At 49.3% G+C, this 22,660-nt stretch carries 13 protein-coding genes and 1 pseudogene; 3 read left to right on the top strand and 11 right to left on the bottom strand.

Translation table 11 applies throughout. From position 1 onward, the window contains the following. Nucleotides 1–47: 47 nt before the first annotated feature. Nucleotides 48–674 (bottom strand): Vat family streptogramin A O-acetyltransferase, encoded by a 627-nt coding sequence (locus tag FD744_RS00530; RefSeq protein WP_160866878.1) that lies wholly within the window; start codon nt 672–674, stop codon nt 48–50. Between the two features lie 304 nt (nt 675–978). On the opposite strand from FD744_RS00530, the gene FD744_RS00535 reads away from it, so the two are divergent. Both FD744_RS00535 and FD744_RS00540 read left to right on the top strand, forming a co-directional pair. Further along, on the top strand, nt 979–1,521 hold the full coding sequence (locus FD744_RS00535; RefSeq protein WP_160866879.1) for a hypothetical protein: 543 nt from the start codon (nt 979–981) through the stop codon (nt 1,519–1,521). Nucleotides 1,522–1,671: 150 nt separating this feature from the next. Further along, nucleotides 1,672–1,905 (top strand): hypothetical protein, encoded by a 234-nt coding sequence (locus FD744_RS00540; RefSeq protein ID WP_160866880.1) that lies wholly within the window; start codon nt 1,672–1,674, stop codon nt 1,903–1,905. Between the two features lie 125 nt (nt 1,906–2,030). Here the strand turns inward: FD744_RS00540 and FD744_RS25480 are convergent, their stop codons facing one another. From FD744_RS25480 to FD744_RS00560, 5 genes and pseudogenes are all read right to left on the bottom strand, one after another. Beyond that, on the bottom strand, nt 2,031–5,660 hold the full coding sequence (locus FD744_RS25480) for an autotransporter outer membrane beta-barrel domain-containing protein (RefSeq protein WP_237449303.1): 3,630 nt from the start codon (nt 5,658–5,660) through the stop codon (nt 2,031–2,033). Then, complete coding sequence (locus FD744_RS25485; RefSeq protein WP_237449304.1) at nt 5,588–8,035, bottom strand: hypothetical protein; 2,448 nt, start codon at nt 8,033–8,035, stop codon at nt 5,588–5,590. Before FD744_RS25485 ends, FD744_RS25480 begins: the two co-directional genes overlap by 73 nt. Before the next feature lie 323 nt (nt 8,036–8,358). Continuing rightward, nucleotides 8,359–9,237 carry an HNH endonuclease gene (locus tag FD744_RS00550; protein WP_160866881.1) on the bottom strand — a complete coding sequence of 293 codons (879 nt, stop codon included), beginning with the start codon at nt 9,235–9,237 and terminating at the stop codon, nt 8,359–8,361. Further along, complete coding sequence (locus FD744_RS00555; protein ID WP_160866882.1) at nt 9,238–10,884, bottom strand: AAA family ATPase; 1,647 nt, start codon at nt 10,882–10,884, stop codon at nt 9,238–9,240. It lies immediately after the preceding gene. A 29-nt stretch (nt 10,885–10,913) separates the two neighbouring features. Beyond that, nucleotides 10,914–11,373 (bottom strand): annotated as a pseudogene (locus FD744_RS00560) (Lrp/AsnC family transcriptional regulator). Nucleotides 11,374–12,334: 961 nt separating this feature from the next. Between FD744_RS00560 and FD744_RS00570 the strand changes: the two are divergent. Next, nucleotides 12,335–16,909, top strand: a complete 4,575-nt coding sequence (locus FD744_RS00570) for an ATP-binding protein (RefSeq protein ID WP_160866883.1) — start codon at nt 12,335–12,337, stop codon at nt 16,907–16,909. 255 nt (nt 16,910–17,164) lie between these two features. Here the strand turns inward: FD744_RS00570 and FD744_RS00575 are convergent, their stop codons facing one another. From FD744_RS00575 to FD744_RS00595, 5 genes are all read right to left on the bottom strand, one after another. After that, nucleotides 17,165–18,001 (bottom strand): DMT family transporter, encoded by an 837-nt coding sequence (locus FD744_RS00575; RefSeq protein ID WP_160866884.1) that lies wholly within the window; start codon nt 17,999–18,001, stop codon nt 17,165–17,167. 283 nt (nt 18,002–18,284) lie between these two features. Then, complete coding sequence (locus FD744_RS00580) at nt 18,285–19,220, bottom strand: alpha/beta fold hydrolase (RefSeq protein ID WP_160866885.1); 936 nt, start codon at nt 19,218–19,220, stop codon at nt 18,285–18,287. Between the two features lie 104 nt (nt 19,221–19,324). Continuing rightward, nucleotides 19,325–20,092 carry a 3-oxoacyl-ACP reductase gene (locus FD744_RS00585; RefSeq protein ID WP_160866886.1) on the bottom strand — a complete coding sequence of 256 codons (768 nt, stop codon included), beginning with the start codon at nt 20,090–20,092 and terminating at the stop codon, nt 19,325–19,327. A gap of 26 nt (nt 20,093–20,118) precedes the next feature. Then, nucleotides 20,119–21,570 carry an acyl-CoA reductase gene (locus FD744_RS00590; RefSeq protein WP_160866887.1) on the bottom strand — a complete coding sequence of 484 codons (1,452 nt, stop codon included), beginning with the start codon at nt 21,568–21,570 and terminating at the stop codon, nt 20,119–20,121. Further along, nucleotides 21,567–22,649, bottom strand: coding sequence for a long-chain fatty acid--CoA ligase (locus FD744_RS00595; RefSeq protein WP_160866888.1), 1,083 nt, complete (start codon nt 22,647–22,649; stop codon nt 21,567–21,569). Before FD744_RS00595 ends, FD744_RS00590 begins: the two co-directional genes overlap by 4 nt. Between the last annotated feature and the right edge of the window lie 11 nt (nt 22,650–22,660).

Below are 22,660 nucleotides of genomic sequence, written 5' to 3' on the forward strand. Positions count from 1 at the left end.
CAGGTTGTCAGACTGTGACTCTTCAGTAGTCCCGCAGAGACGGACCGTTAATTACGCAATTTTTCAATATCATTCGACATTATTGCCATGATATTTTTGGTGATCTTTTCAACAGGCCAGTTCCACCACGCCAGCTTTTCCAGTGTCGATATAGTTTCATCTGGGAAGCGTTTCTTAATAATTTTTGCAGGGTTGCCACCCACAATCGTATAGGCAGGCACATCGGAGGTGACGACCGAACGTGATGAAATGATCGCGCCATTACCGATTTTCACACCTGGCATAATCAGAGCGTCAAAGCCGATCCATACATCGTTGCCAATCACAGTGTCGCCTTTGTAGGGTAAATCACCGGCTTGTGGCATGGCGTTTTCCCATCCGTTCCCGAAAATATAAAACGGGAAAGTAGAGAAGCCAGAAAGTTTATGATTTGCCCCATTCATTATGAATTGAACGCCTTTAGCGATGGCGCAAAACTTACCGATGATCAGCTTGTCTCCTATAAAAGGAAAATGATAGAGAACGTTACGCTCGAAGTTTTCCGAGTCCTCTGGATCATCGTAATAAGTAAAATCACCAACGATGATGTTAGGGTTTTTTATCGTATTTTTGATGAAGCAAACCTGTGGGAATCCCTCCATTGGATGTGTATTGGATGGATCTGGTCCGTGCATACTTCCTCCTGCTAAAAATAGTTTGTTGCTTGAAGGCTACCACATTACGATAAGGGAAGTGCTTTAAGTATGAGCGCGCTTTTGCGCATTGCACTCCCCCTGTTCGTTCTAAGCAGACCGTTCACGTCCTGAGAGCCGCTAAGTGCCAAAAGTCTTAATATCAGATGGTTAATTACGCGACGACTGCCGCGCGTAACTGCGTTCCATCGGCTGGCTGTACTTTCATTCTAAAAAATCAAGTATTCAGGGAGGCTGCCGTTAATACACTCGGGCTTAAAAGAATTAAATCAACAGGGTGTGATCTTTGAATATCAAACTGACTTTAGCAGTCTTGGCATCAAGCTTCTTGCTCTCAGGCTGTTCAGCATTGCTGCCGCTGAACTATAAACCATATAGCGGTAAAGATGCCGCTACACTGGTGATACAACAGAGGGAAGAGCAAAGAGGGATGCTTTATATCTTGTTCTACGAGAAAAAAGGCGAATGTTATGATCGCATCGAGCGCTTTCAACTAAGCCCTAATATGTGGAATATGAGTAAAAAGCTCATAGTGCAAAAAGTACCGCCGGGCAAACTGATTGCTATACAGCAGCTCTACAATGCCAAAGACCCCGTTCTGACGATGACCAGTTATACAACCTATACAGGTGTGCAGTGGATCCCTATCCTCTCCCAGCCAGGTAAACGTTATTACTTTGCCGTGAACTATGGTGTCCGTGAAGTCCCAGCGGATTATCCTATTAACGCGGATACCACCCCAGCGCAGGTGTTCAGCGAATTTAAACAAGATCCCCAACCTAACTGGGATGCACATAAGATTTGTCAGCATCTTATTGGAGGAAGCTAATGGCCGCCTCGTGCCAGGAACGTAAGTAGATAACAACAATCTATGTGAAGACGCTTGGAGTGGGTCGTATAAGCAAGAAAATTTCAATAATTTAAGAATGAAATTATCAATCAAAAAATTAAGTTAAGCTAATTAAAAGGATGCACGTTAATGGATAAACAATTGATAATTAAGCTCATTACCGCAACAGCAATTGTAATCTCAATCTGGTTGAACTTTAATTCAAAAACAAAAACCAATAAAAAGAACGAGAATCCGGCCATCGCTGCCGCTGATGAAAGAGAGCGGCAATCGTGGAAATACGTTAAGTGGTTTGTCAAAATCCTGCAATTTGCTGCTGGTGTAGGTGTCCTCTGGATTGCGGTCAAATATTTATTCTCTTGAAAAACATTTCAGAGACCATCGTAAAAATCAGTAAAACCACGGCGACTCCCCTAAAAGTTCTATTTTTAACGCGCGGGTTTTTAAACCTGAAATATTTTCGGTCGCCATAACCGCGACCGGTTCAATTAAAATGACCAGCGCACGCCAGCGTTGTAACGCCAGCCTTTCGCGCCGTTGCCGTCGATCTCTTTGCGGTAATCCGCTTCGGCGTAGAGCGCCACATCCTTGTTCACCGTGGCGGTGCCGCCCACGCCGATATCCCACATTTTGCCGAACTTGCCGCTATCGAAGGTTTCACCATCGCCAGCATTCGCCGCGCCGATTTTCGCTTTCGCGGTGCCGCCCCAACCCTGCATATAATTCACGCGCAGATACGGCGTGTACTGATTCGCGCTGCCGTCCTGCCAGGTTTTATCCACGCGCGCGCCGACGCGGCCAATCGTCTGGCTGTAATCGTCGTAGGAAACACGGGTGTTATCGCGGTCGGTGAAGCTGTCCATCTTCATTTGCAGCCAGGTGACCTGCGCCTGCGGTTCGATGCGCACGCCGCCGCCCAGTTCCAGCGGATAACCGGTTTCAATCGAAGCCGTCCAGCCGTTGCCTTTTGGTTTGGCGACATCTTTCTGCCGTGCAATGTCAGTCGCGCCGCGATGCCAGCCCCAGCTCAGTGAGCCGTCCACGTAAAAACCGCTGTCACGCAGCCATGTGCCGTACAGAGAAAGCGTGTCGCTGTCGAAGCTGGTCGAGCTGTAGCCATCTGCTGCGTGCGGGCGAATACGCGTGTTGCCGCGCGTATAGGCCACGCCGCCGCGCAGGCTGCTGTCCTCGCCGTCCACGCGAATCACATTGCCGCCGAGTTGCACCGCGCTGTAGTCGAGATCGAAGTCGTAGCCGTAATGACTGACGCTTTGACTGGTCTGGTATTTCAGGTTGGAGCCGATATAGCGGATGAACATCTCGCCGCCAACCGCATCCGGGTTTGCCTGCTGCTGGCGCAGTTCACCGAGGCGTTTATGCAGATCGTCGGTGATTGCCAGCGAATAATAAGCGAGGCCAAGCGGCGCAGAGAGGTAGGACGGCACCTGCGGCGTGACCGCCAGACGTGCGCCGCTTGGTGCGCTGCCTGCTGACGGCTGGCACAGAATGCCGTCTTCGCACACGAAGGTGTTCGCCAGTCGATAATCCCACGCGCTGCCGCCTACCGCGCTGAGGGCTGCGTCATTGCTGCCCGGTGCGAAGCTGTACAAACTGTATTGCCACGGCCCGGATGCGACATAGCCGCTTTTTAGCACAAAGCTGTTGGCATTCGCGCTGCCGGAAACCTGCGCCAGTGACACACCTTCGTTCGCAGCGATCACGCCATCGCCGTTGCTGTCAAACAGCGGCTCGCCCGCGAGTTTTACGTCAACCTGCGTCACGCCCGATGCCGCGCCATTCACCAGCACCACATCGCTGCTGGCTGCTGTGGCGTTCAGACTGACGCTGCCGCCCGCCGACGCCAGTTCGCCGTCAATCGTCAGCGTATTCGCCGCCGTGTTGCCGCCGTTGGTGAGATCCAGGGTGCCCGCGTTATTTACCACCAGTGAATCGCGGGTTCTGCCCTGCAACAGCGGATTGACGTTGTCACCCGCGAACAGCGTTGACCCGCTATCGACGTTAATCGTGCTGTGCGCCAGTTTGATGTTATCGGTTAACGTCCATTGGGTGTTGTGGAAGTTCAGCGTGCTCCAGCCTGAACCCAGATTGGTGCCTTTTGCCGCATCATCGCTGACGAACGAACCGCCGCGCGCCGTGAGTTGGCTGAGATTAAGCGTGTTGCCCGCGCCATTTCCCGTGGTGATGTGGCGCGTATCAGCCAGACTCACCTTCTGCACCGTGGCCTGATTACCCGCACCGCTGCCCATCGTCAAACTGCCTTTGATGGAGCCGCCGGTGACAATCAGTTCATCGCGTCCGTTGCCGGTGTTGACATCGCCGACCACCACACCATCCAACAGTGCAATGACGTCATCGGTCGCGCCGCCCGCCACGACAACCTGATCAGGGAACGGCGCGTTGATGGTGCCTTCATTGATAAACACCGTTTGCCCGCCGCGCAGGTCGATCAGCGGCGCAACGCGACTTTGCGAACTGATGGTGCCCTGGTTAATTACCTGGCTGGCGGTTTGGGTGACAATCGCCGAACCGCCGTTCGCCGCCTGAATATCAATCAAGCCCTGAGAAATCACGTTGCCGCGGGTGTTGGCGATCACGCCATTGCCGGTTCCTGTCACCACAATCGAATAATCCGGCCCGATCACCAGATCGTTGCTGGTGGTTGAGCCATTGGCGTTTTCAAAGCGATAACCGGTGCCCGAACCGCTAACATTAATTTGCACACTGCCAGCTGAATTGAATGAGGTCGCCGAGCGAATACCGTTACCGTTTGCTACCTCTAAACGCACGTTATCCAAATTGATATTCGCTGTTTCGGCGCGGTTGTTGATGGCGCTGCCGCTGCCGTACGCGCCGATAGTGATGTTATCGGCTTCGAACCCCTCCGCGCCGACATCCAGCAACAAGCCGTCGGCGCTGCCGTTGGCCTGCATCACGCTGTAGCCCTGGCCATCGCCGTAGATTTTCATCCATGCGCCCCTGCCGACGCGCACCGCCGCAATGCCATTATCGACGCGTAATGCGCTATCGACCGGCACGTATTGGCCGTAACCGCTGCTGACATCGATGCCGATGCCTGACGCAATGTGCATGCTGCCGCGATTAATGAAGTTGCCGCCGTCATGCACGCGCGCGCCGGTGCTGTTCGATCCGCTGAGATCCACTACGCCCTGATACTGGTTAAACAAGCGTGCGCCGCCGCTGACGTCAAACGCCGTCGCATTCGCGCCGTTGCCGCTGATGGTTGAGGCCGCGTAGATTTCCGTTTCATCGCCGCTGGCAATCGCGGCAGTGGTATTTTCGCCGCTCAGCGTAATGCCGCTGCTGATCACGCCCTCGGCGCGGTTACTGGCATTCATAACACTGGCACTCTTGCCGCTCGCGACATAATTGTCGGTGCTGGACACTTGCGTGCCTTCACCACTCAGCACAATGCCTCGGCTATTTTCACCGCTGAGCGTCACGTTGCCGGGATTCTGTGTATAAAGCCGCGCGCCATTGCTGATGTCATACAGCGTCGAATTGGCGCTGCTGACATCCACATTGTTGCCGTTGCTGATGAATTGTGTGCCCTCATCAGCGGCGCGATAGCCAGTTTGATTCGGGTCGTTGAAGGTGATGCGGCTGTCCGGGCCAAATGTGATACGACCGCCTAAAAATGCGCTGGCGCCCATCGCTTCTTCGCCATACAAATTGATGGTGCCGTTTTGGTAGATGCGCGCCAGATAGTTGCTGGCGACCAGGCTGATGGTGGTGTTCAACTCAAAACTGTCACGGTTGAAGATGTTGATGGTGCCGCTGTTGGAAATTTCGGTCAGCGGGGCGCTATCTAAGCGACGCTGCAAACCATAGGCATACAATGCTTGCCCGCGCAGCGTCATGTTGATGGTGCCGCTGTTGGTCACCTTCCCACCGTCTTGCGCGTAAATGCCGGTGCTGTCCTCGCCGGTAAAAGTGATGTCGCCGGTATTGGTAAGCTGAGCGAGATTGCTGGCGATTAAGCCGGTTTGGAATCTGCCGCTGCCGTTTATCTCAGCATGGTTGGTGAGAAGCGTGTCGGTATTGAATCCATGCTCGAAATCAATGGCCGCGCCTTGCAATGTGTAGGTAAACCATCGACTTCCGCCGCCAACACGCTAGAACCATCAAGGTTAAAGCGTGTCGCAGCATCAATCGTCCCTTGCGCACCATGCGCAATTTTTATCCCGGTGCCACCGAGGCCCCCATTGCCCCCGTTGCCAATATTTAGCGTTGCGCCGTTAGTATTTACCTGGGTTCCTACGCCGCCGCCATATACGCCCGTAGTACCCCTTTCGTTCGTGGAAAGCGTTAAACCGCGGCCGTCAAAATCCGCGCCATCCTCGACGCGGAAAATCGTGCCGTCGACCACCGATGTCGAGAAGCTGCCATTTTTCGGCAGGTTAATTTTTGCGTTTTCGCCTTTGGTGTAAAAACTGATTTGCCGCTCCAGGCCAAAGATAACGCGCGGCCCGGCAACCGGAATCGCGTTGGCACTGACGTTCACCGTGGCGTTGCCTTCGGCGCGAATACCAATCGCATCGTTGCCGCCAAGCTGAATCGGTCCGCTAACGTTGGCGACGGCATTGCCACCCTCTTCGCCGATGACCCAAACGGCAGTGTTGTGATCGGTTGTGCCATATTTGCCAGCATCGCTAAGGATATTGATGGCACCGTGAGAATACGCTTTTGCGCTTTCGCCCTCGTGGGCGATGACTTTGAGGCCGGTGCTGTTGTAACCGTTGAGATTGATGGTGCCCGCTTTGCCATTGCCGACGTCGCCACCGCTGCCGGCATCCACCACCAGCATGCCGACGTTCTCGCGCGGTTGCCCTTCAACCGTGCCGTTCACATCGATGACACCGTTATTGCGCGCGATGGCACTTGAACCGTATTGAGCCAACATGCCAACGGCATTTTGCACCAGCGAGCCGATCACGATACGGCCATTGTTAACCACGCTGGAACCGAAAAACGCACTGATGCCAGTGACGCCGCCACTGAGATTTACCGCCACATCGCTGGATATATCTGTTTTGCGATTTTGCGGCGTGCGCCCGATGTAAATCGTGCCGTTTTTGGCATTCGTAAAATCGCCGGTGACACTCACGCCATCGGACCCCCAACTGCCTACAGTTTCAGTGACACCGATATTAATGTTGCCGTGATTAGTCGCGCGCGCATCGTAAATCGAAATCGCCTGGCCGGGGTCATCGCCGGGTTGGAAGTTGATTACACCATAATTGCTAAAGCGGCTGCCGTCGCTGACGAGCACGCCGCTTTCCCCACTGCCGATAGTGCTGATATCCACGCCTTTGCCGTTGGCGTTGTTGAGGAACCCGGCATTGATCACACCGTTGTTACGGCCACGCGCGTTATTTATTAACTCTAAACCTGTGCCAGTACTGGCGAGCTTGCCATTAATCAACGCTTTCGCGCCATTGCTGGCACGCATCACTGCGCTGTGGCTGTCCAACACTTCCAGAGTTTTGCCACGATTGATTTTGACGCTGGCATCCGGGCCATCGGCGCTCAACACCACCTGATCATAAATCTGTTGCGTCACTTCATCGTCAACGTTGTTAACGCCCATGCGATACACCAACTGTCCTTCACGCAGGCTGAAGGCATTGTGGAATTCGGCGTTATAGCGGTCGGTACTGAGGTTGGACACGCTGACCTGCTCGATCAGCCAGTTATTGTAGTTGCGCAGATCGTTGATATTTTTGATGTTGAAACGGGTAGTACCACCATCCAGGGTTGAAACGCTGATGGCTCCGGCATAATCCACCACGCTTTCGGCAGTGTACACCAACTGATCATCGCCAGGGGGCCTAGCCGCGGTAAAAGTGATGCGATTATTCGCGTTCCAGTTGATATGTCCTTTATTGGTAGCGGTAAATAGTTGGCTTTGTTTCGCCGCCATCGACCAGCTATTAGTAGAGGAATTAGCCGCCGCACCATGTTCACCAATATCGATATTTAACGTGCCGTTGCTGACGGAACCGATGCGCGCATTAATATATTGTTTGTCGTTTACATCATAATAATCTGGCACTACGGCATCGAGGCCGACACTCGGTAAATCCACTAAATCGGCGGTGTTATATACGTCGTACGTTGTATATGTCCAGTCTTCGAAATTCGGTATTTGAATAGTGAGATTCTGCTGGCCAATTTGTAATCGCTGTTCGCCAATCAGGTTGTCATTGATTATTCGACCAATACTTTGCAATTCGCCAAACGTCACCGTGGTCGCCCCGTTTTCTCCCGGCGCGAATTGCGGTAAACCGCTGAGCGTTTGCGTCGAGCCATTGCATAAGCAATAAGCCCCAACTTTATTGTCATTCATTTCAGGCGTATAAGTCTTTAACTCCGCCGCCCACGACAGTGAGATAGGGAACATCAAACCTTGCGCCGCCACAAGGCTCAGTAACACCGGATTTAATTTGAACACAACGTATTCCTCAACAGAGAAAGACAACGCGCGCAACGGCGAGCCGCTGCGCCGGAAGTTAAGTTGCTGATATAATTTGTTTCAGAAATTTAATGTTTGGCATCTGGTGTAATGAGTATCTACGTATTGCGCGGGAAACGTCTAGTTTGAGTTAAAGAATTGTGAGGCGGGAGATGGGATTTAGGAATTTGGCTAGGACTGGACAATCAAAAATTGGACCTAATTTGAATTTAATTGAGCCTAAAACCAACTGGCAACTTAATACAACTATTTAATGTTTTGCATAAAATAATTAAGTTGCCAATTGTCTTATTTAGAGTAAATCAAAGAAGGTCGGTTTCCTCTTCGTCCTCGGGAGCATATTCTGGATTAGCTTGAAGTTTGAATGAATTCAAGTTTTCTATAGCATCGTTGCAAGCTAATAAACCCAAAATAAAAGCGCTCTTCCATTCTTTAGCATGATTTTCAGGTGGAATTTCAGAAAGCCGGATATTGAGTGCCGTGATTAAGTCAAAATTTCTAAGCTTCAACTTATTCTTCCATCTTTTATATTCGTCAAGGCAGAACTTCCCTATTCTATTCTTTACATTTAAATTAAATAAGTGAAGGTTTAGTCTAGACATTTCATCGTCAGTTACATCACGAGGTTTAAGAAGTTTCACTGCAAAACTGGGGAACCGATCGCCTTGATTAAACGTAACATGGATTTTAAACTTAGTTCTACCGATCAATTCAAAGTAAAATGGATGCATAAATAACGGTTTCCCATTATCTAGGCAATAATATTTATCTCCTTTAATCGGGGCGCAGGAACGACATTGCGGCACTAAGTTATTAGGAAATATAGAGTATTCAGGCCAACTATCTTTAGGAATAAAATGGTCCAACGTATCCGGTGATTTCGGGTTCCCGCAGAATGGACATTTAAGCAGACCATGATCATTTCTTCTTTTTAAAAACGATCGATTAAGTTCAGCAGGTGGCGACTCATAATATGAAATTAATAAATCCTTGCTGTCTACCAATCCGCTTGGTAGAACTGGATTCCGCAATGATAATATAATTTCCTCATATTCATCATATTCCCTTGAAATATCCTCCTTAATTAAAATCAAATCCCCTACATTTTCTTTTCGACACGAAACTGCATCTTCTAACCATGAGCAAGGCAAATCTGTAATAAACTCATTTAAATTGCTCATCTATTCATCCTCTACTTCAAAAAAATCATTTTCTAACCCCTTTATGGCAAATGTAAGAGCATCGTCACCAACAAACGATGCTATAGAAGATGCAGTCACATCACCATTCTTCAAGATGTTATCTATTTCTATTTGATATGGTTTTTTTATCATTTCATCATCGAAAACCTCAGAAATTATTAGGTCGATTGACTCACCATAAGTTTCAATTGTTGGCTTATACGCTCTTGTGTGACCATCATCTTTTCGCAAAATAACGACTGAGTTTTTTTCAACTTCTCTAGTTATTATTGAGGAATGTGTTGCAATAATTGCAAAGGACTTTGTATTATTGAGTAAATTTTGCAACATTTCTATCAGTCCCACCTCTAGCTCGGGGTGGAGATAAAGTTCTGGTTCATCCAAAACTAACAGGCTTTCCTCTTCAATTTCAGCAACAATTGCAGGAAGCATATAAGCGTATATTCTCTGCCCCGAACTTAGTGATACTTCCTTTCCATTTTTCTTAAAAACAACACCCTTCTTAAAATCAAACTTTGACTTAATTATTTTAGCAGTTATCTGTTCATTAATTTCTATCTCGTCTCCAAACTCATCATAAATGCAAATTTTGTCAAATTTGATCCCTAGAGATAAAGTATCAATGAGAATGTTTAACCTTTTTTTATCAATCCACCAACTGTTATCCATATCATATTTGGCAATTTTAACAATCGATTCTGCACTGAAAAATTTAGGGTGCTTTGGGTCAAAATCGCCCTCATTGTTCCTAAAACCAATATATGAGTATTCATTAACATGAAGCCTTCTACGACCTGCACTTTTTTTATTTATATCATCATCATCACTCCCATATTTAATTGAGAGCTCGTCAAGTATCTCATCTTTAGTGTAGAAAGTTTCAAACGGTGAGTAAGACATAACAATCAGCTTGTGAAAATATGGCATTTCAACCTTATTATTATCAATGCCAGTAACTATCTCGCTGAGTTTTTTTAATATATGTGATTTACCTACACCATTCTTTCCGATCAAGAGAGATATGTTAGACTTGCCTACTTTTCTGTTTACATCAAAATTAAAGTCAATTGGTTCAAAACTACTCTCAAGACTATTAATTTTTAAGCTAAATTTTTTCTCTGCTTCATATCTCCCAAGTGCTACTTGATATCCTTTGCGCATCAGAGCTTCTGCCGAACTTCCACGCATCAACCCCTCGGAATATCCTTCCCAGTTCGAAAATTCTTTTTGGTCATCTGAATAACATCCAATGTCACACAATTTCCTTAACACTGAGTATTTCTTAAAATCATCAAATAAACTCCCCAGAACCTTGTAATAATTTATACTTAGCCCTAAAGATACTATTTTCTTAGCATCTAATGATTCTTTTATATCATAAATCTTATTTGAAATTGCTATTCCTTTACTTTTAAAAAATTTTGATGCATCGGGTTCTTCCTTTGATAAAAACTTTGCGTCTCCGATCTTCTTCTTCCCGTTCTCGCCAACAAAATAAACTTGAAATTTTATTATGAAACCAAAATCATCCCAAGGAACTTTATAATTTGTTCCTATATGATCTTGCAACAAGTGTATACCTTTATATTTTTCGATAACTAATGTTTCAGAAAAGAAGTAGTCCATTATTCAGTCCTCTAAAATTTAAATAAAGTTCACATGCTCTGCTTTTCTAACAGAGGCCAAGCTACCAATCCCTTTATCTCCTTCAACACAAACATACCCTGCATCTCTTTAACCCCCGGCAATCGACGCATTACCGACATCGTGAAATCCGCATACACATCAATATCTGTTGAAATCCGCATCGCCGCCGATGCTGTAGCAGGAAACCACATTATCTAGCGCCATCACTTCTGGATCGAATTTGGGGGCTTCGGCTTCACTGTGGCTATCAATGATGACACGCACAAATACCATTACATTAAGGCCAATCTTTTTTCGATTAATCACAGCGCGATAACCTTGGAACACATCGTCCTCTTTTAGCTTGCGGACTTTGCGCAAGGTCGGCGATGAGGAGAGGCCAATTTCATCGGCAAAGTGTTGATTAGTGATGCGCGCATCCTGCTGCAACTGCTGGAGGATTTTAATATCTGTCGTGCATGAGCTCATTAAAGGAAGATCCTTTCCGCTCATTTGTAGTTATCAAATGGTTTATCCCTAAATCACGCGTTTTGCAATGCATTACGCGAGTACCTTTCTCGCGCCCTGCCGCATACTGTTTGCACATTAACCGCTTAAGTGAGAAGCCTATGTAATTCGGCACAAACACGCATCACTGCACTATCGTGACCGATCAGCAGCTGCCCGCCGGGTTGGCATTAAATGCTGAAACTGTTATCGGCATCAGTTTTGGAAAGTTGATGGGTAATTTAGTCGGAACTGGTATCAGGCAATCGCGCTACCCACGTGTTTCCGCTTCGCTTGCTCTATTTCGCAATGAGAGACGGCAGCCCCCTCTGAAGATCTTTAGAGCAAATAGTCGGAAATTGCCATACACAATGTAGCAACCCTCATTGCGGTGCGGTGCGGTGCGGTGCGGTGCGGTGCGGTGCGGTGCGGTGATATTAGGCTCTGATTCCTTGAATCCGACTTCAAGAAAAATTGAATAATGCAGTTTTAACTGCCTGAGCATGTCTCTGGTTTGCCATAAGGCTCAAGCAGTCAGGCCTAAATCGAAGCGCATGACGGTTCGGCGAAGCCAGCCACTTTGCGGTTAATGTAATCGGACTGACGAACCTGTCTATCGTGGAGCTTAAAGTGGCTTCGGAGGGAGGGATACTAATGGCAGCTGTGTGCCAAAAGCGGAAGCCGCTAACATCAGCCTGTGTTGAACAATGAGGAGCAGGTCAGGTATGTATTTAAATGGGTTTTAACCCATATGATTTGGAGTGAGCAGAACATAAATGCTTTGTTTGAAAATCGCCAAAAATATGACAAACCATTAATGGTTGTTAAAGTAAGCGTATTTCGCGTTCAGGCATGGTTACATCAGGGCCCTGACCCATTCAAAATGCAGGTCGATGTGGCATATTGATAAAAGTTAACCATGCCCTCTGACAGGGACTAATTTATGAGTGTTGCTGGGATACGTTCAAATCGTGGTGATGGATACCAGACATTAGTGGCCTTTGAGTGGGCATTAATGGTGTTATCCAATCCAGATTTCCTATGGATTGAGGTCGACTCGATAAACTACTCGGTTGATGATGTCGTCATTGGCAAAACGGATGGCCACCTCATCGCCTGTCAGTGCAAAAAAAATCACCCCGATTTCAAAGCTTGGACGCTAACTGATCTTGGTGCCGAACTGGATAAAGCCTTCCTGCTGCTGTCCAGCAATCCACGAGCGAATGTCCGTTTTTATTCGCGCAGCAATTTTGGTGATCTCGCCAAACTCAAAGAACACCGCTCCTCTCAGTCAGATGCTAAACGTTATGAACAGAGTTTGGGCATTGCACAGCACCGCGTTAATGAAACCTTATCAAACCAGTTGGTAAAAATTGCGCCTGAACTTTCAACATTTGAATTTCTGTCCAGAACCAATTTCATTACCACCAGCGATCTTGACCAAATGGAGCACCAGTTGCGGGAGCGTTTACAGTTCATCGTGAGCAATCCGGATGCTGCGTTTAATGCACTCTGGGTGAGCCTGGATAAACTTGGAGCGCGCATGGAGGATTTCGGCCCGTCTACCTCTGCGCAACACCGCTTAACCAAAAATGACCTGCGGACGATTGTCCAACAGGCCGGTTCATTCCTGGTTCCGCCAATGGAACTCGCAGCAATACGTCGCTCGTTTTCAGGTACGTCTTCGATTGGCCGGGCATGGCGCAGACATATTGCCGGACAGCGAATTGTTAACCCAGTCATTGATAAACTGCTTATCGCTGTAGATGCGAGAAAAAGGGCCATTCTGCTGACAGGTCTTCCTGGCTCAGGTAAAACCTGTGTGATGCTTGAGTTGCAAGAGATCTTAGAAGAGAGAGCAACAACGGATTCTGGCATTCAACCTCTTTTTATTCAGTCACGCGAATTCGCCGATGTGACCACCCCGGAAGAGCGCCAGGCTCAGGGATTATCGCTGCAATGGGTTGAGGAAGCGGCGAGACTCGCAGAAAGCACTCACGTCGTAATTATTATTGATTCTTTAGATGTGTTGTCTATCGCCCGGGAACATCGTGTACTGCAGTATTTTCTTGCGCAGATTGACCGGCTGCTTTTAATTCCTAATCTCACTGTTGTTACTGCATGTCGCGACTTTGACAGACATTACGACAGGCGCATTGCTGAGCGGCATTGGGATTGTGAATTTCAATGTCCGCGAATGGAATGGGACACGGAGGTCGCTCCCTTGCTCGCTAAGCTTTCTATAACATCGACAGATATAGATGGTGTCACCCGCGAACTGATAAGTAATCCCCGGGAGTTAGCCTTATTTGTCGAGTTAGCCATGCGGGGAGGCAGTTTCAATGCTGTGACCAGTCAGGCACTGGCGCAACGTTATCTTGATGCAGTTGTGCTTGCCGATGGTGAGTTAGGAGACGGTGCTGTCCGCGCGGTTGAGGCCATTGCTTCGGAAATGCTGCAAAGCAGAAGCCTTGTAATACCTCATCAGCGTTTTAATGCTGCTCATAATATTCGGCGGAAACTCTGTAGCCTCAACGTGTTGCAGGAAACTCAGGATGGCAAGCTGATGTTTGGTCACCAGACCCTGCTGGATGTGCTTGTTATCAGCCATGCGATACGTAATGGCGTCACATTGAATGCATTTATCACCGATTTACCGCCCGTTCCATTTGTACGCCCGAGCATTCGAAGTTTTATTTCTCAGTTGGCTCAGGGAGATCGACGTGAATTCAGAAAGCAACTTAGAACAGTATTGGAGGGAAAGGCAGCATTTCATATCAGACGTCTGGTGGCAGAATCATTTGCTGAGTATGACCCACAGGATGAAGACTGGTCATTTATACGCGATTTACGCGAAAACTACCGCGATGTATTTCAGGCAATATATGCCAGAGGTGGTTCGATCGAATGGCATCGGTTTTGGATAAAATTCCTGGTGCCCTTCATTAAAATTAACCATGACACAGACGGGTTAGAGATCCATGTTCATCGGATCGCTCATTGGTGCAATGAAGACACTCCCGGTGTGGTGTCGTTCTGGCTGGATATGCTTGCGCTGGATTGGTTTGATGGCAATAAAATTGCGGATCACTTATCTCTGCATCTGTCCCGCATTAAGTCAGAAAATATGGGCATCGTCACCCCATTACTCAAAAGGTTGCTCACATTACCGCGGTCTGAGCACTTTGCACTGGGCAGAGTGATTGCAGGGTGTGTGGAGGCAGGTGTCGCAGAAGACGCTTTGCTCTGGCATTATATAACAGATGACGTCAGCGATGAAGATGTACAGGGTTATCGGTTCAATAGTAAGTTGCGTTGTCAGTCTCACGAGTTTGGACATCGAAACGACAATTTTTTTCGTCAACGCATGGTACATTCCTGCGAGCTGCTTGATTTAGCCATCGGGTCAGTTGAGGACTGGAGCAGGATTAGGGCAACAAACCGTGATAATCTCCGCTCAGGTTATCGGCACGGGTTTCTGGGCGAAACGTCCTATGACGCTACGCATAGCAAACGGGATGTAGGCCATGTTGACGCGTCATTCGTTCTCTTTGATGCTCTCGAAGCGGCTATATCCCATCATGCTACTGTCCATTCTGATTGGTGGCAGAAAAACCGTGAGCGGCTGTGTTTTAACTCTGAGGGTTCATTGCTCTATTTCGGCATACTTGCCTGCACGGCATCTTCTAAAACCAATATTGATTTGATAGGCCGCATTCTATGTGACCGTGACATGCTGAAGTTTGAAATCCCTTATGAGTTGGGGGAATTAATACGTTCTGCGTTCCATCTGCTCGCTGTAGAAGTGCAGGATGCCGTGATGACGAGCATTATGACCCTCCGGAGCAGAGGTGCTTTAGATGAGTCTGATCCCTGGGAATTAAAGGGACTCGCAGAATTTATCGTGCCTGTACCCTGTCATCTTCGTAACGACGAGTTGCAGACGGTACTCGATAACTATGAAAGAACCCATGGAACATTGATCCGCCAGCCTTATATTTATTCAAGAGGTGGCTGGATTGCACCACCATTTTCGTATGAGGTTTTCCTGAGTCTTAGTAACAAAGGAGTACTGCACGTCCTGCATCATTATGATGGCCATACGCAACGGGATTGGGATGATTTTCTTATTGGAGGAGAGGGCGCAGTCGGCAACCAATTGCAATCAGCGTCCTCCCGGCAGCCTTCACGATTTGTAAACCTTCTGTCTGATTTCTGGCAAGTCATACCGCCGACATTTCGTGAAAACATCATGAACGGTGTCACAACGTACCTGGCCCAACGCTATGGCAATTTGAGAACTAACGAGACATGGACGCCACTGGAAGAACCTGATGCAACTGTTCTTGCAACTCAGGTCATAGAAGAACTGGAGAGACACCCCGCGCAGTGGCGCAACACTCGTACCTCAGCTAAAGCTCTTGAAGCCTGTGCCCATGTAATAAAGGACTTAAACACAGCAGAACGGCTGATTTTTCTGGCTGTGAGTTTCACTGGGTTTGACCGGTATGATCCCTTCGAAAATGATCTCCGGGATTTGATCAATTCAGGTATTAATATGGTTAAGGGGAATGTGGCTGAAGCGCTAATGATCCTGACTGATAATTTTCTTGAGGAAGACCAAAAGCTTCCCGATTTACTGGTTCCTGCACTGCACCGTTTTGCTCTCACGGAGCATCCCGCTATTCGTGCGTTGATGTTACGACGTTTGCCCTATGTTCAAAGCAAATCCTTTCATTTAGGGTGGGATTTATTCCATAACGCCATGAAAGACAGCCACAGACTGTGGAATATTGCCGAAAGATGCCTTTATTATGCCTACCATAGCCATTTTGACGTTGTCAAACCTTTACTCCTGCGGCTTTATCGAGAGGGAAATGATGAAGATCATGTAACCTGGGGACGCATTTCGGCACTGTGTGTAATGACTGGATATATCAGCTTCGATGTATTCATTACCGATCTGAATGAACTGAATTCCAGAGAGGCCTGGCAAGGTGCAGCTAACGTCTGGGCGAATATGGATAATTTTCATCAGCATCGGCAAAAATGCCTGAGAGGACTTGACGCGGGTTTGAATCAGGTCGGGATTCATGCCATAGAAGTTGCACGCCAGTTGGGAACACTATTCAATAGTAAGAAAGGTTTAGTTTTCATACCGATTGAATTAGTTGTTCGCTGCTTTGCAGTTTTTGAGAACGAAACCCCTGATGATAGAAACCGCCATCACCTCTTTAGTTTTAATGAGTGGTTAAATGCGATTTCACAACATGATGCGGTGTATGCCCTGTCTGTTGCGGAGATTTATTTAACCTACTCCTCCAGCAAGAGGCAATACATGTTTGATCATAACGGCAATCTCACTCAATTGATGACGCGTTTATTCGCAGAAGCAGAAGAGCGTGAGGAGTCTGATTGTGGCTCAATGCTGCAACGAGTTGTCACATTGCAAGACGTGCTACTTTCCATGGGTGTCGAAGGAGTCAGTGACTGGTTAAAAGCGGCGGAGCGCCCTTAAAGAATTAGGTATTGATCATGAAATTTCCGCAGGACTTTCATTCCTATACCACCAAGCCCGAAACTCCGTTTCTGGCTTGGTGGAGCTAACCGGCCTGCCGGTTAGCGCAGTCGGGCTGACAACCTGGTGTGCCGGGGGAGCACAAGGCGGTTTCTGAGGGATGCAATTAATGTCCGCTGTGTGCCAAAACCAGACGTCAAAAAAGCTAGATAGGCCCAAAAAACGCGTGTTTTTACATTCATAAAGATGTTTTCACTAGTTTCTTCTTAAGGTTATTTTCGCTCCAATGATGATCAATGCCATCCCAGACAACATGCTGAAAGATAATTTCTCGCCCCATCCAACGTACCCAAATAAAGCAGAAAATATTACTGATAGGTAGGTCCAGGACACAATTTTATCAGTTGACGCATACGAACATGCAGCAGAAAGAAAATATTGTGCGAGAGTGGTAACTATCCCAAGCATAATTAGCAATGGGAGTAGTGAAAGACTAAATGATTCCCATACCCATGGTACAAATACGAGCGAATATATTAAGGTATAGAGAGAAAAGAAGAACATTTGACTATAAGGGGTTTCTGTATCTGACATCATCCATATGGTAATCGTTGCGGCGGCGCCCATTACACCCGAAAGTATGCCTGATAAGTCGCCACCATTGATGCTATGAGTGGCGACGCCACTGGTCATCGCCACACCAATAAATCCGATGATAGTTCCTATCCAAACATAGCGGTCTGACAATCTCCTCAGCACCAGCAATGCAATAACCGGAACAAATATTGGTGATGTTTGCTGAAGCAATACTGCAGTGCTCAACTCAGTATTTTTAACAGCATAGAAGTAGGTAATGAGTGCGCAAAAGGTAAAAAATGAACGAAGTGCATGGAGACCTTTCCTTTCCGATTTAAAGCTTAGCTTCCCTGACACCAGACCTATAAAAGACACAATAATAAAACTGAAAACATTGCGCCAAAAGACCAATGATAAAACATCCATTTTGTAAGAAATATATTTGACAAGCATCCCCGCCAACGCAAACATAAATGCAGATATAGTAATGTTACTAATAGCCTTAACTTGCATCATTAACAGCCCTAATTAATTCCATTTCAAATTAATTACACGTAAAAGAATGAATGAAGTGATCTTTTATAGTTTAGCACTTAACTGATTCACAGAGCTGGTCATGTTTGAACAAGATGCTGCCTTGTCACTGATACCTTGCACAGTTCCGCTTTTCGCTCAAAGCAGCCCTTGCCATCTCATCCCCACATCTCTTTCACATCAGACATGCATCCCGCGCAATATCTGCGCCATACACTCTGTTGAACCGAAGCAACGGCCTATTCCAGCCGTCCCACCCCAAATCTCATTCAGTTTGCGACTTCATCTGGCTTTCATCGCCATTCAAAAACGACTCAACCGCGTCGGAAAACCGCTCAGGCTGATCAAGCATGACAAAGTGAAAACTGTCATCGATCCGTGTGAAGTGGATATCGGGTGAAGAAGCATAGGCTCGACGGTACATCGCATCCACGCTGGCTGCTGGTACGCCGAATAGCGTGTCATACGCGTATACGACCTCTATCGGCGCTCTGATGCGGCCAAGTTCGGGACGTAAATCGGTGATCATCACTTCATACACGGCATCGGCAATGGTTTTACGGTCGGAATGGATTCCTGCCGCCACCAGTGCTGGCCTCACCGCCTCGGTCTTCGCTAAACGGGCGATGGATGCTTTCTGAAACTCCGTGAATTGCTCCGGCGACTGCCCCAAAATTAAATTTCGCGTCGCAGTGGCCTGCGGGGCGACCGTTTCGCTGGTCGCCGCTGGATTGAACATTAATGAATAGAACGGCAACGCATCAACGACCATCACGCGCCCCACCAGGTCAGGATGACGAGCAGCCAGCATCAATGCCATTTCTCCCCCAAGGGAATGGCCAATGATCACTGGGGATTTGATGTGCTGAACGTGAATGTATGCTGCGATGGCATCAACTGCCGGAGCCATGATTTTCCCGTCCGGGTTGGCAATGGCAGCCGTATTCGCGAAGCCTGCAAGCTCGATAAGATGAATGCGATGGTTCTTGCGTAATTTTGCAGATAAATCGGCCCAAACGTCGCGTGAAGACGCCAGCCCTGGAATCAATATGACATCCGTTCCCGTTCCTTGCGTCTCCACAGAGATTCGCTGTGAGTTCGGATGTTCTGGAGGCAAAGGCTGTGCGGCAGACGCCGATACTAAGCTCGACGCCATTAATAGCGTTCCACCGATGACGGCGCGGATAGTTGCGGTATTCATTAAACCTCCCTGTTTACGTTAAACGGCGTTAGCAAATTGATAAATCAGTCACCAGACTAACGCTAACCCAACGTGCTTCCAACAATATCAACGTTTGGCCCCCGTCACCCCATCACCAACCCCCCATCCACATACAGCGTTTGCCCGGTGACAAACTCGCTCCATTCTGAGGCTAAAAACATCACCGGACCGGCGACATCCACTGGCTCGGCAATTCGGCGCAGCGGCGTTTGTGCGGTGATAAAATCGCGCACGTCTTCTCGCGTCGCACTGCTGGCATCCGTGGGATAGACCAGACCCGGCGCAACGCAGTTCACTCGAATCCCTAGCGGCCCCAGTTCAGCGGCGAGTGAACGGCTAAAGCCTATTAATGCGGATTTCGCCGTGACGTAATCGTGGTAAGGAACAGACGGACGCGCCACCAGATCGCTGGAAAGATTGATAATGCTACCGCGTGTGCGTGAGCGCATCAGCGGCAACGCAGCCTGGCAGACGTTATAGGCCGCGCCGACGGCACCGTCAAACTGGCTTTTGTAGCCCTGCCACGACGTTTCCCAAAAGCGCTGTCGATTATCGGTATCGAAAACATAGGGTGCGAAAGCATTGTTCACCACCGCATCCAGACGACCCGTGGTGTTAGCGATCTGCTCCATCATCGCCGCCACCTGCTCTGCTGAGGTGACGTCAGCGCGAATGGCGATGGCCGAACCGCCCAGTGCTTCACAGCTTTTTACCACTTCCATTGCGGCGGCTTCACTGCGCAGGTAGTTCACCACCACCAGCGCGCCCTCAGCGGCGAAAGCCTGCGCGATAGCTGCACCAATACCCCGGCTCGCCCCCGTCACCAGAATCGTTTGATCAGCAAATTTCATCTCTTACCTCCTGTAAAAACGTGGATTCAATCCGCATAGGGCGCGAAGCGCTCAGCGGCAGTTTCAGCAGATGCCTCTATTTCCGTAAAAGTGACCAGATCCAGCAGGCTGAAGCGGCCATCGTGATGCCATCCGGCGGCAGGCGATGTCATGCTGCCAAAGGCAGTAATACGAGTGATACCGGCTTGCCCTAGCCGCGCAGCGAGACCAAACAGCTCTCGCGGAGTGGCCGCCACCGCCGCCGTTTGCAGATAAATTTTCTGCTGCGAAATCAATGCAATCGCATCATCAATCTCATCAACGGCCACCACTTTAAGCGTGCGCCCGAGTGCCGACGGCATCAGAGCTTCGGGGCCATCAACTACCACCACCGACCAGCTGTCCGTTGGCTCGCCGAAAAGGGTGCGATCGTCCTGCAAAGCGCGAATCTCTTCACGGCTGCGCCAGGCCGCCACGCTGTTGACTTCTGCTGAAGAGAGCGCGCGACGTGGATATTTGCGCGCCAGCGCACGCAGTTCATGGGCGATATACTCCGCGAATTCCTGCGGCGAGATGCGTCCGCCGCGTTCGACAAACAGCATTTGCGGAGAGTAGCATCCCGCCTGGTCATAACGCATGACGTCATAGGCCGCGCGCTGTGCCAGATCGACGCCCTGCCTTGCGTCCAGCGCCGAACGCGCCACCAGCCCCACACTGATTTTGTGGCCGTGCGGCAGAAAACGCGTGGTGACCGGCAGTTGTTGTTTGATAGCGTCCAGCGCGGCGTTGCCACCGTAAGCCATCACTACGTCAGGCTGTGTTAACCAGTATTTTTCTGCATCGGCTTCGCCACCTTTCCACCACACCACCGCCAGGCACTCGCCAAGTTGGGGATCGATCTCGGCCAGCAGTTGCGCAAACCAGCCCGCTATCAGCGGTTCGGCCCCGGGCAGTTTGCCCACGCTGCCTGCTTTCACCAGCAATCCGCAAATCATGCTCCACATCGGTAGACCTGGCACATTTCCTGCCCAGATATGCATGAGCAGATCCGGGCCAAATGCCCGCGCGAAGCCGCCATTAGGTCGCGGCTGAAAATCATCCAGCAGCTGCGGATCGTTAAAGTCCTCGGCTAAAAAGCGCTTGAGCTGCGGCTGTCGAAAAGTTTTGAGGTATCCGGTAAGCCCAAGGCGAATCATCTCAGCGTCATAACCGGTGACAATCGGCAGCAGCATTTCGGCCTTGCGGCGCAGTGGATGGTTTCGATCCAGCAAACGCGCAATGGCCTCATCAATAATTGCTACGATCTTCGCCACGCTCAGCGTTTTGAGATAAGCGCGAGCGTGATCGCGCAGATGTGCGCTGAGAAGAGTAATTTGTGCCGGATTCAGATCGGGCACGTCGACATCCAGGTGCTGGCCGTGATGGCTAAAACTCAGCGTGCGCCACTGCACCTCTTCAGGTGATAAACATCCCGGTAGATAACCCGCGACCTCTTTCACACTGCACCCTGCGCAGCAGCCAGGAACTCTTCCATCGCCAGCGAACAGCCCTTCGCATCCGCTCCGGTGACCCGGCCCAGCAGATGGAAGCCGCCAGTGACCGCGCGGCCAGCATCCTCGGTCAGTAAGGCAGACACTGAATTGAAGTGGGCAAGATCATGGTGCACCAGCACGCCCATCTCACCTTCCGGCACCTCTTCGCCCGTCAGCGGATTGACCACGCGGGTGCGGATCCAGTGCGGGCCGGATTTCACCGAGGGACAGGCAACGTTGCCATCGTCATAAAACTGGCTGCTCAGTTCGGTCATGCCGTACATGTTGATGCAGTGCGTGCGCGGTACGCCCAACGCCGCACTCAGCTCGGCGTAAAACTGCTCGGCCTCAATCTCACGGGATTGCCCCTTAAATCCACCGGTATCCAAAATTCGGCTGCCAGCGGGTAATGCAAAATGTCGCCCCTGGCGCTGCAGTTCGTCGAGCAGATGGACAAAGCTGTAGCTCGCGCCCAGAAGCGCATAAGGTTCGCCCTGCGCTTCAGCCTGCTCCAACGCAGCAAACAGGCGATCCATCGAGATACCGCTATCATCCAGCAGCACTTCGCTCTCGGCGGTGCCAAATTTTTCCACCGCTAATGTCAGGTAATGGGCCAGCGAAGAGTTGGGCAGCGCCCGATTATCAGGGAACAAAATGCCCATGCGAATACGCTCTTCGCCCGCCATAAAGCGCTGGCTGAAATTCTGCATCATCGAGCATTTCCAGACATCAAGCGTCGGATGATAGCTGCGACCTTTCACCGTGCCGGTGGTTCCGCTGGTCATAAACACCGCTTCGACGTCATCTGTGGCATGGCAGCTCAGCGTCAGATCCTTAAACGCGGTAATGGGAATTGCCGGGATGGCACGCCAGTTTTTCACCGTAAACGGTGTGCGACCGCGCTGCATGGCGAAGCGGCGATAAGGGAGGTTGTGTTCAAATTGGTACGCGAAGACGGCAAGCGCCATGCGGTTAAAGTCGTCGTCGGTTGTATCCTGACGCTGAAGAAAGGTGAGCAAAGCGTCGATCAAAGCAGCTTCAGTCATGGGCGAGTCCA

The sequence above is a fragment of the Pantoea sp. Taur genome, from assembly GCF_009830025.1.
GTDB classification, from domain to species: Bacteria; Pseudomonadota; Gammaproteobacteria; order Enterobacterales; family Enterobacteriaceae; genus Pantoea; species Pantoea communis.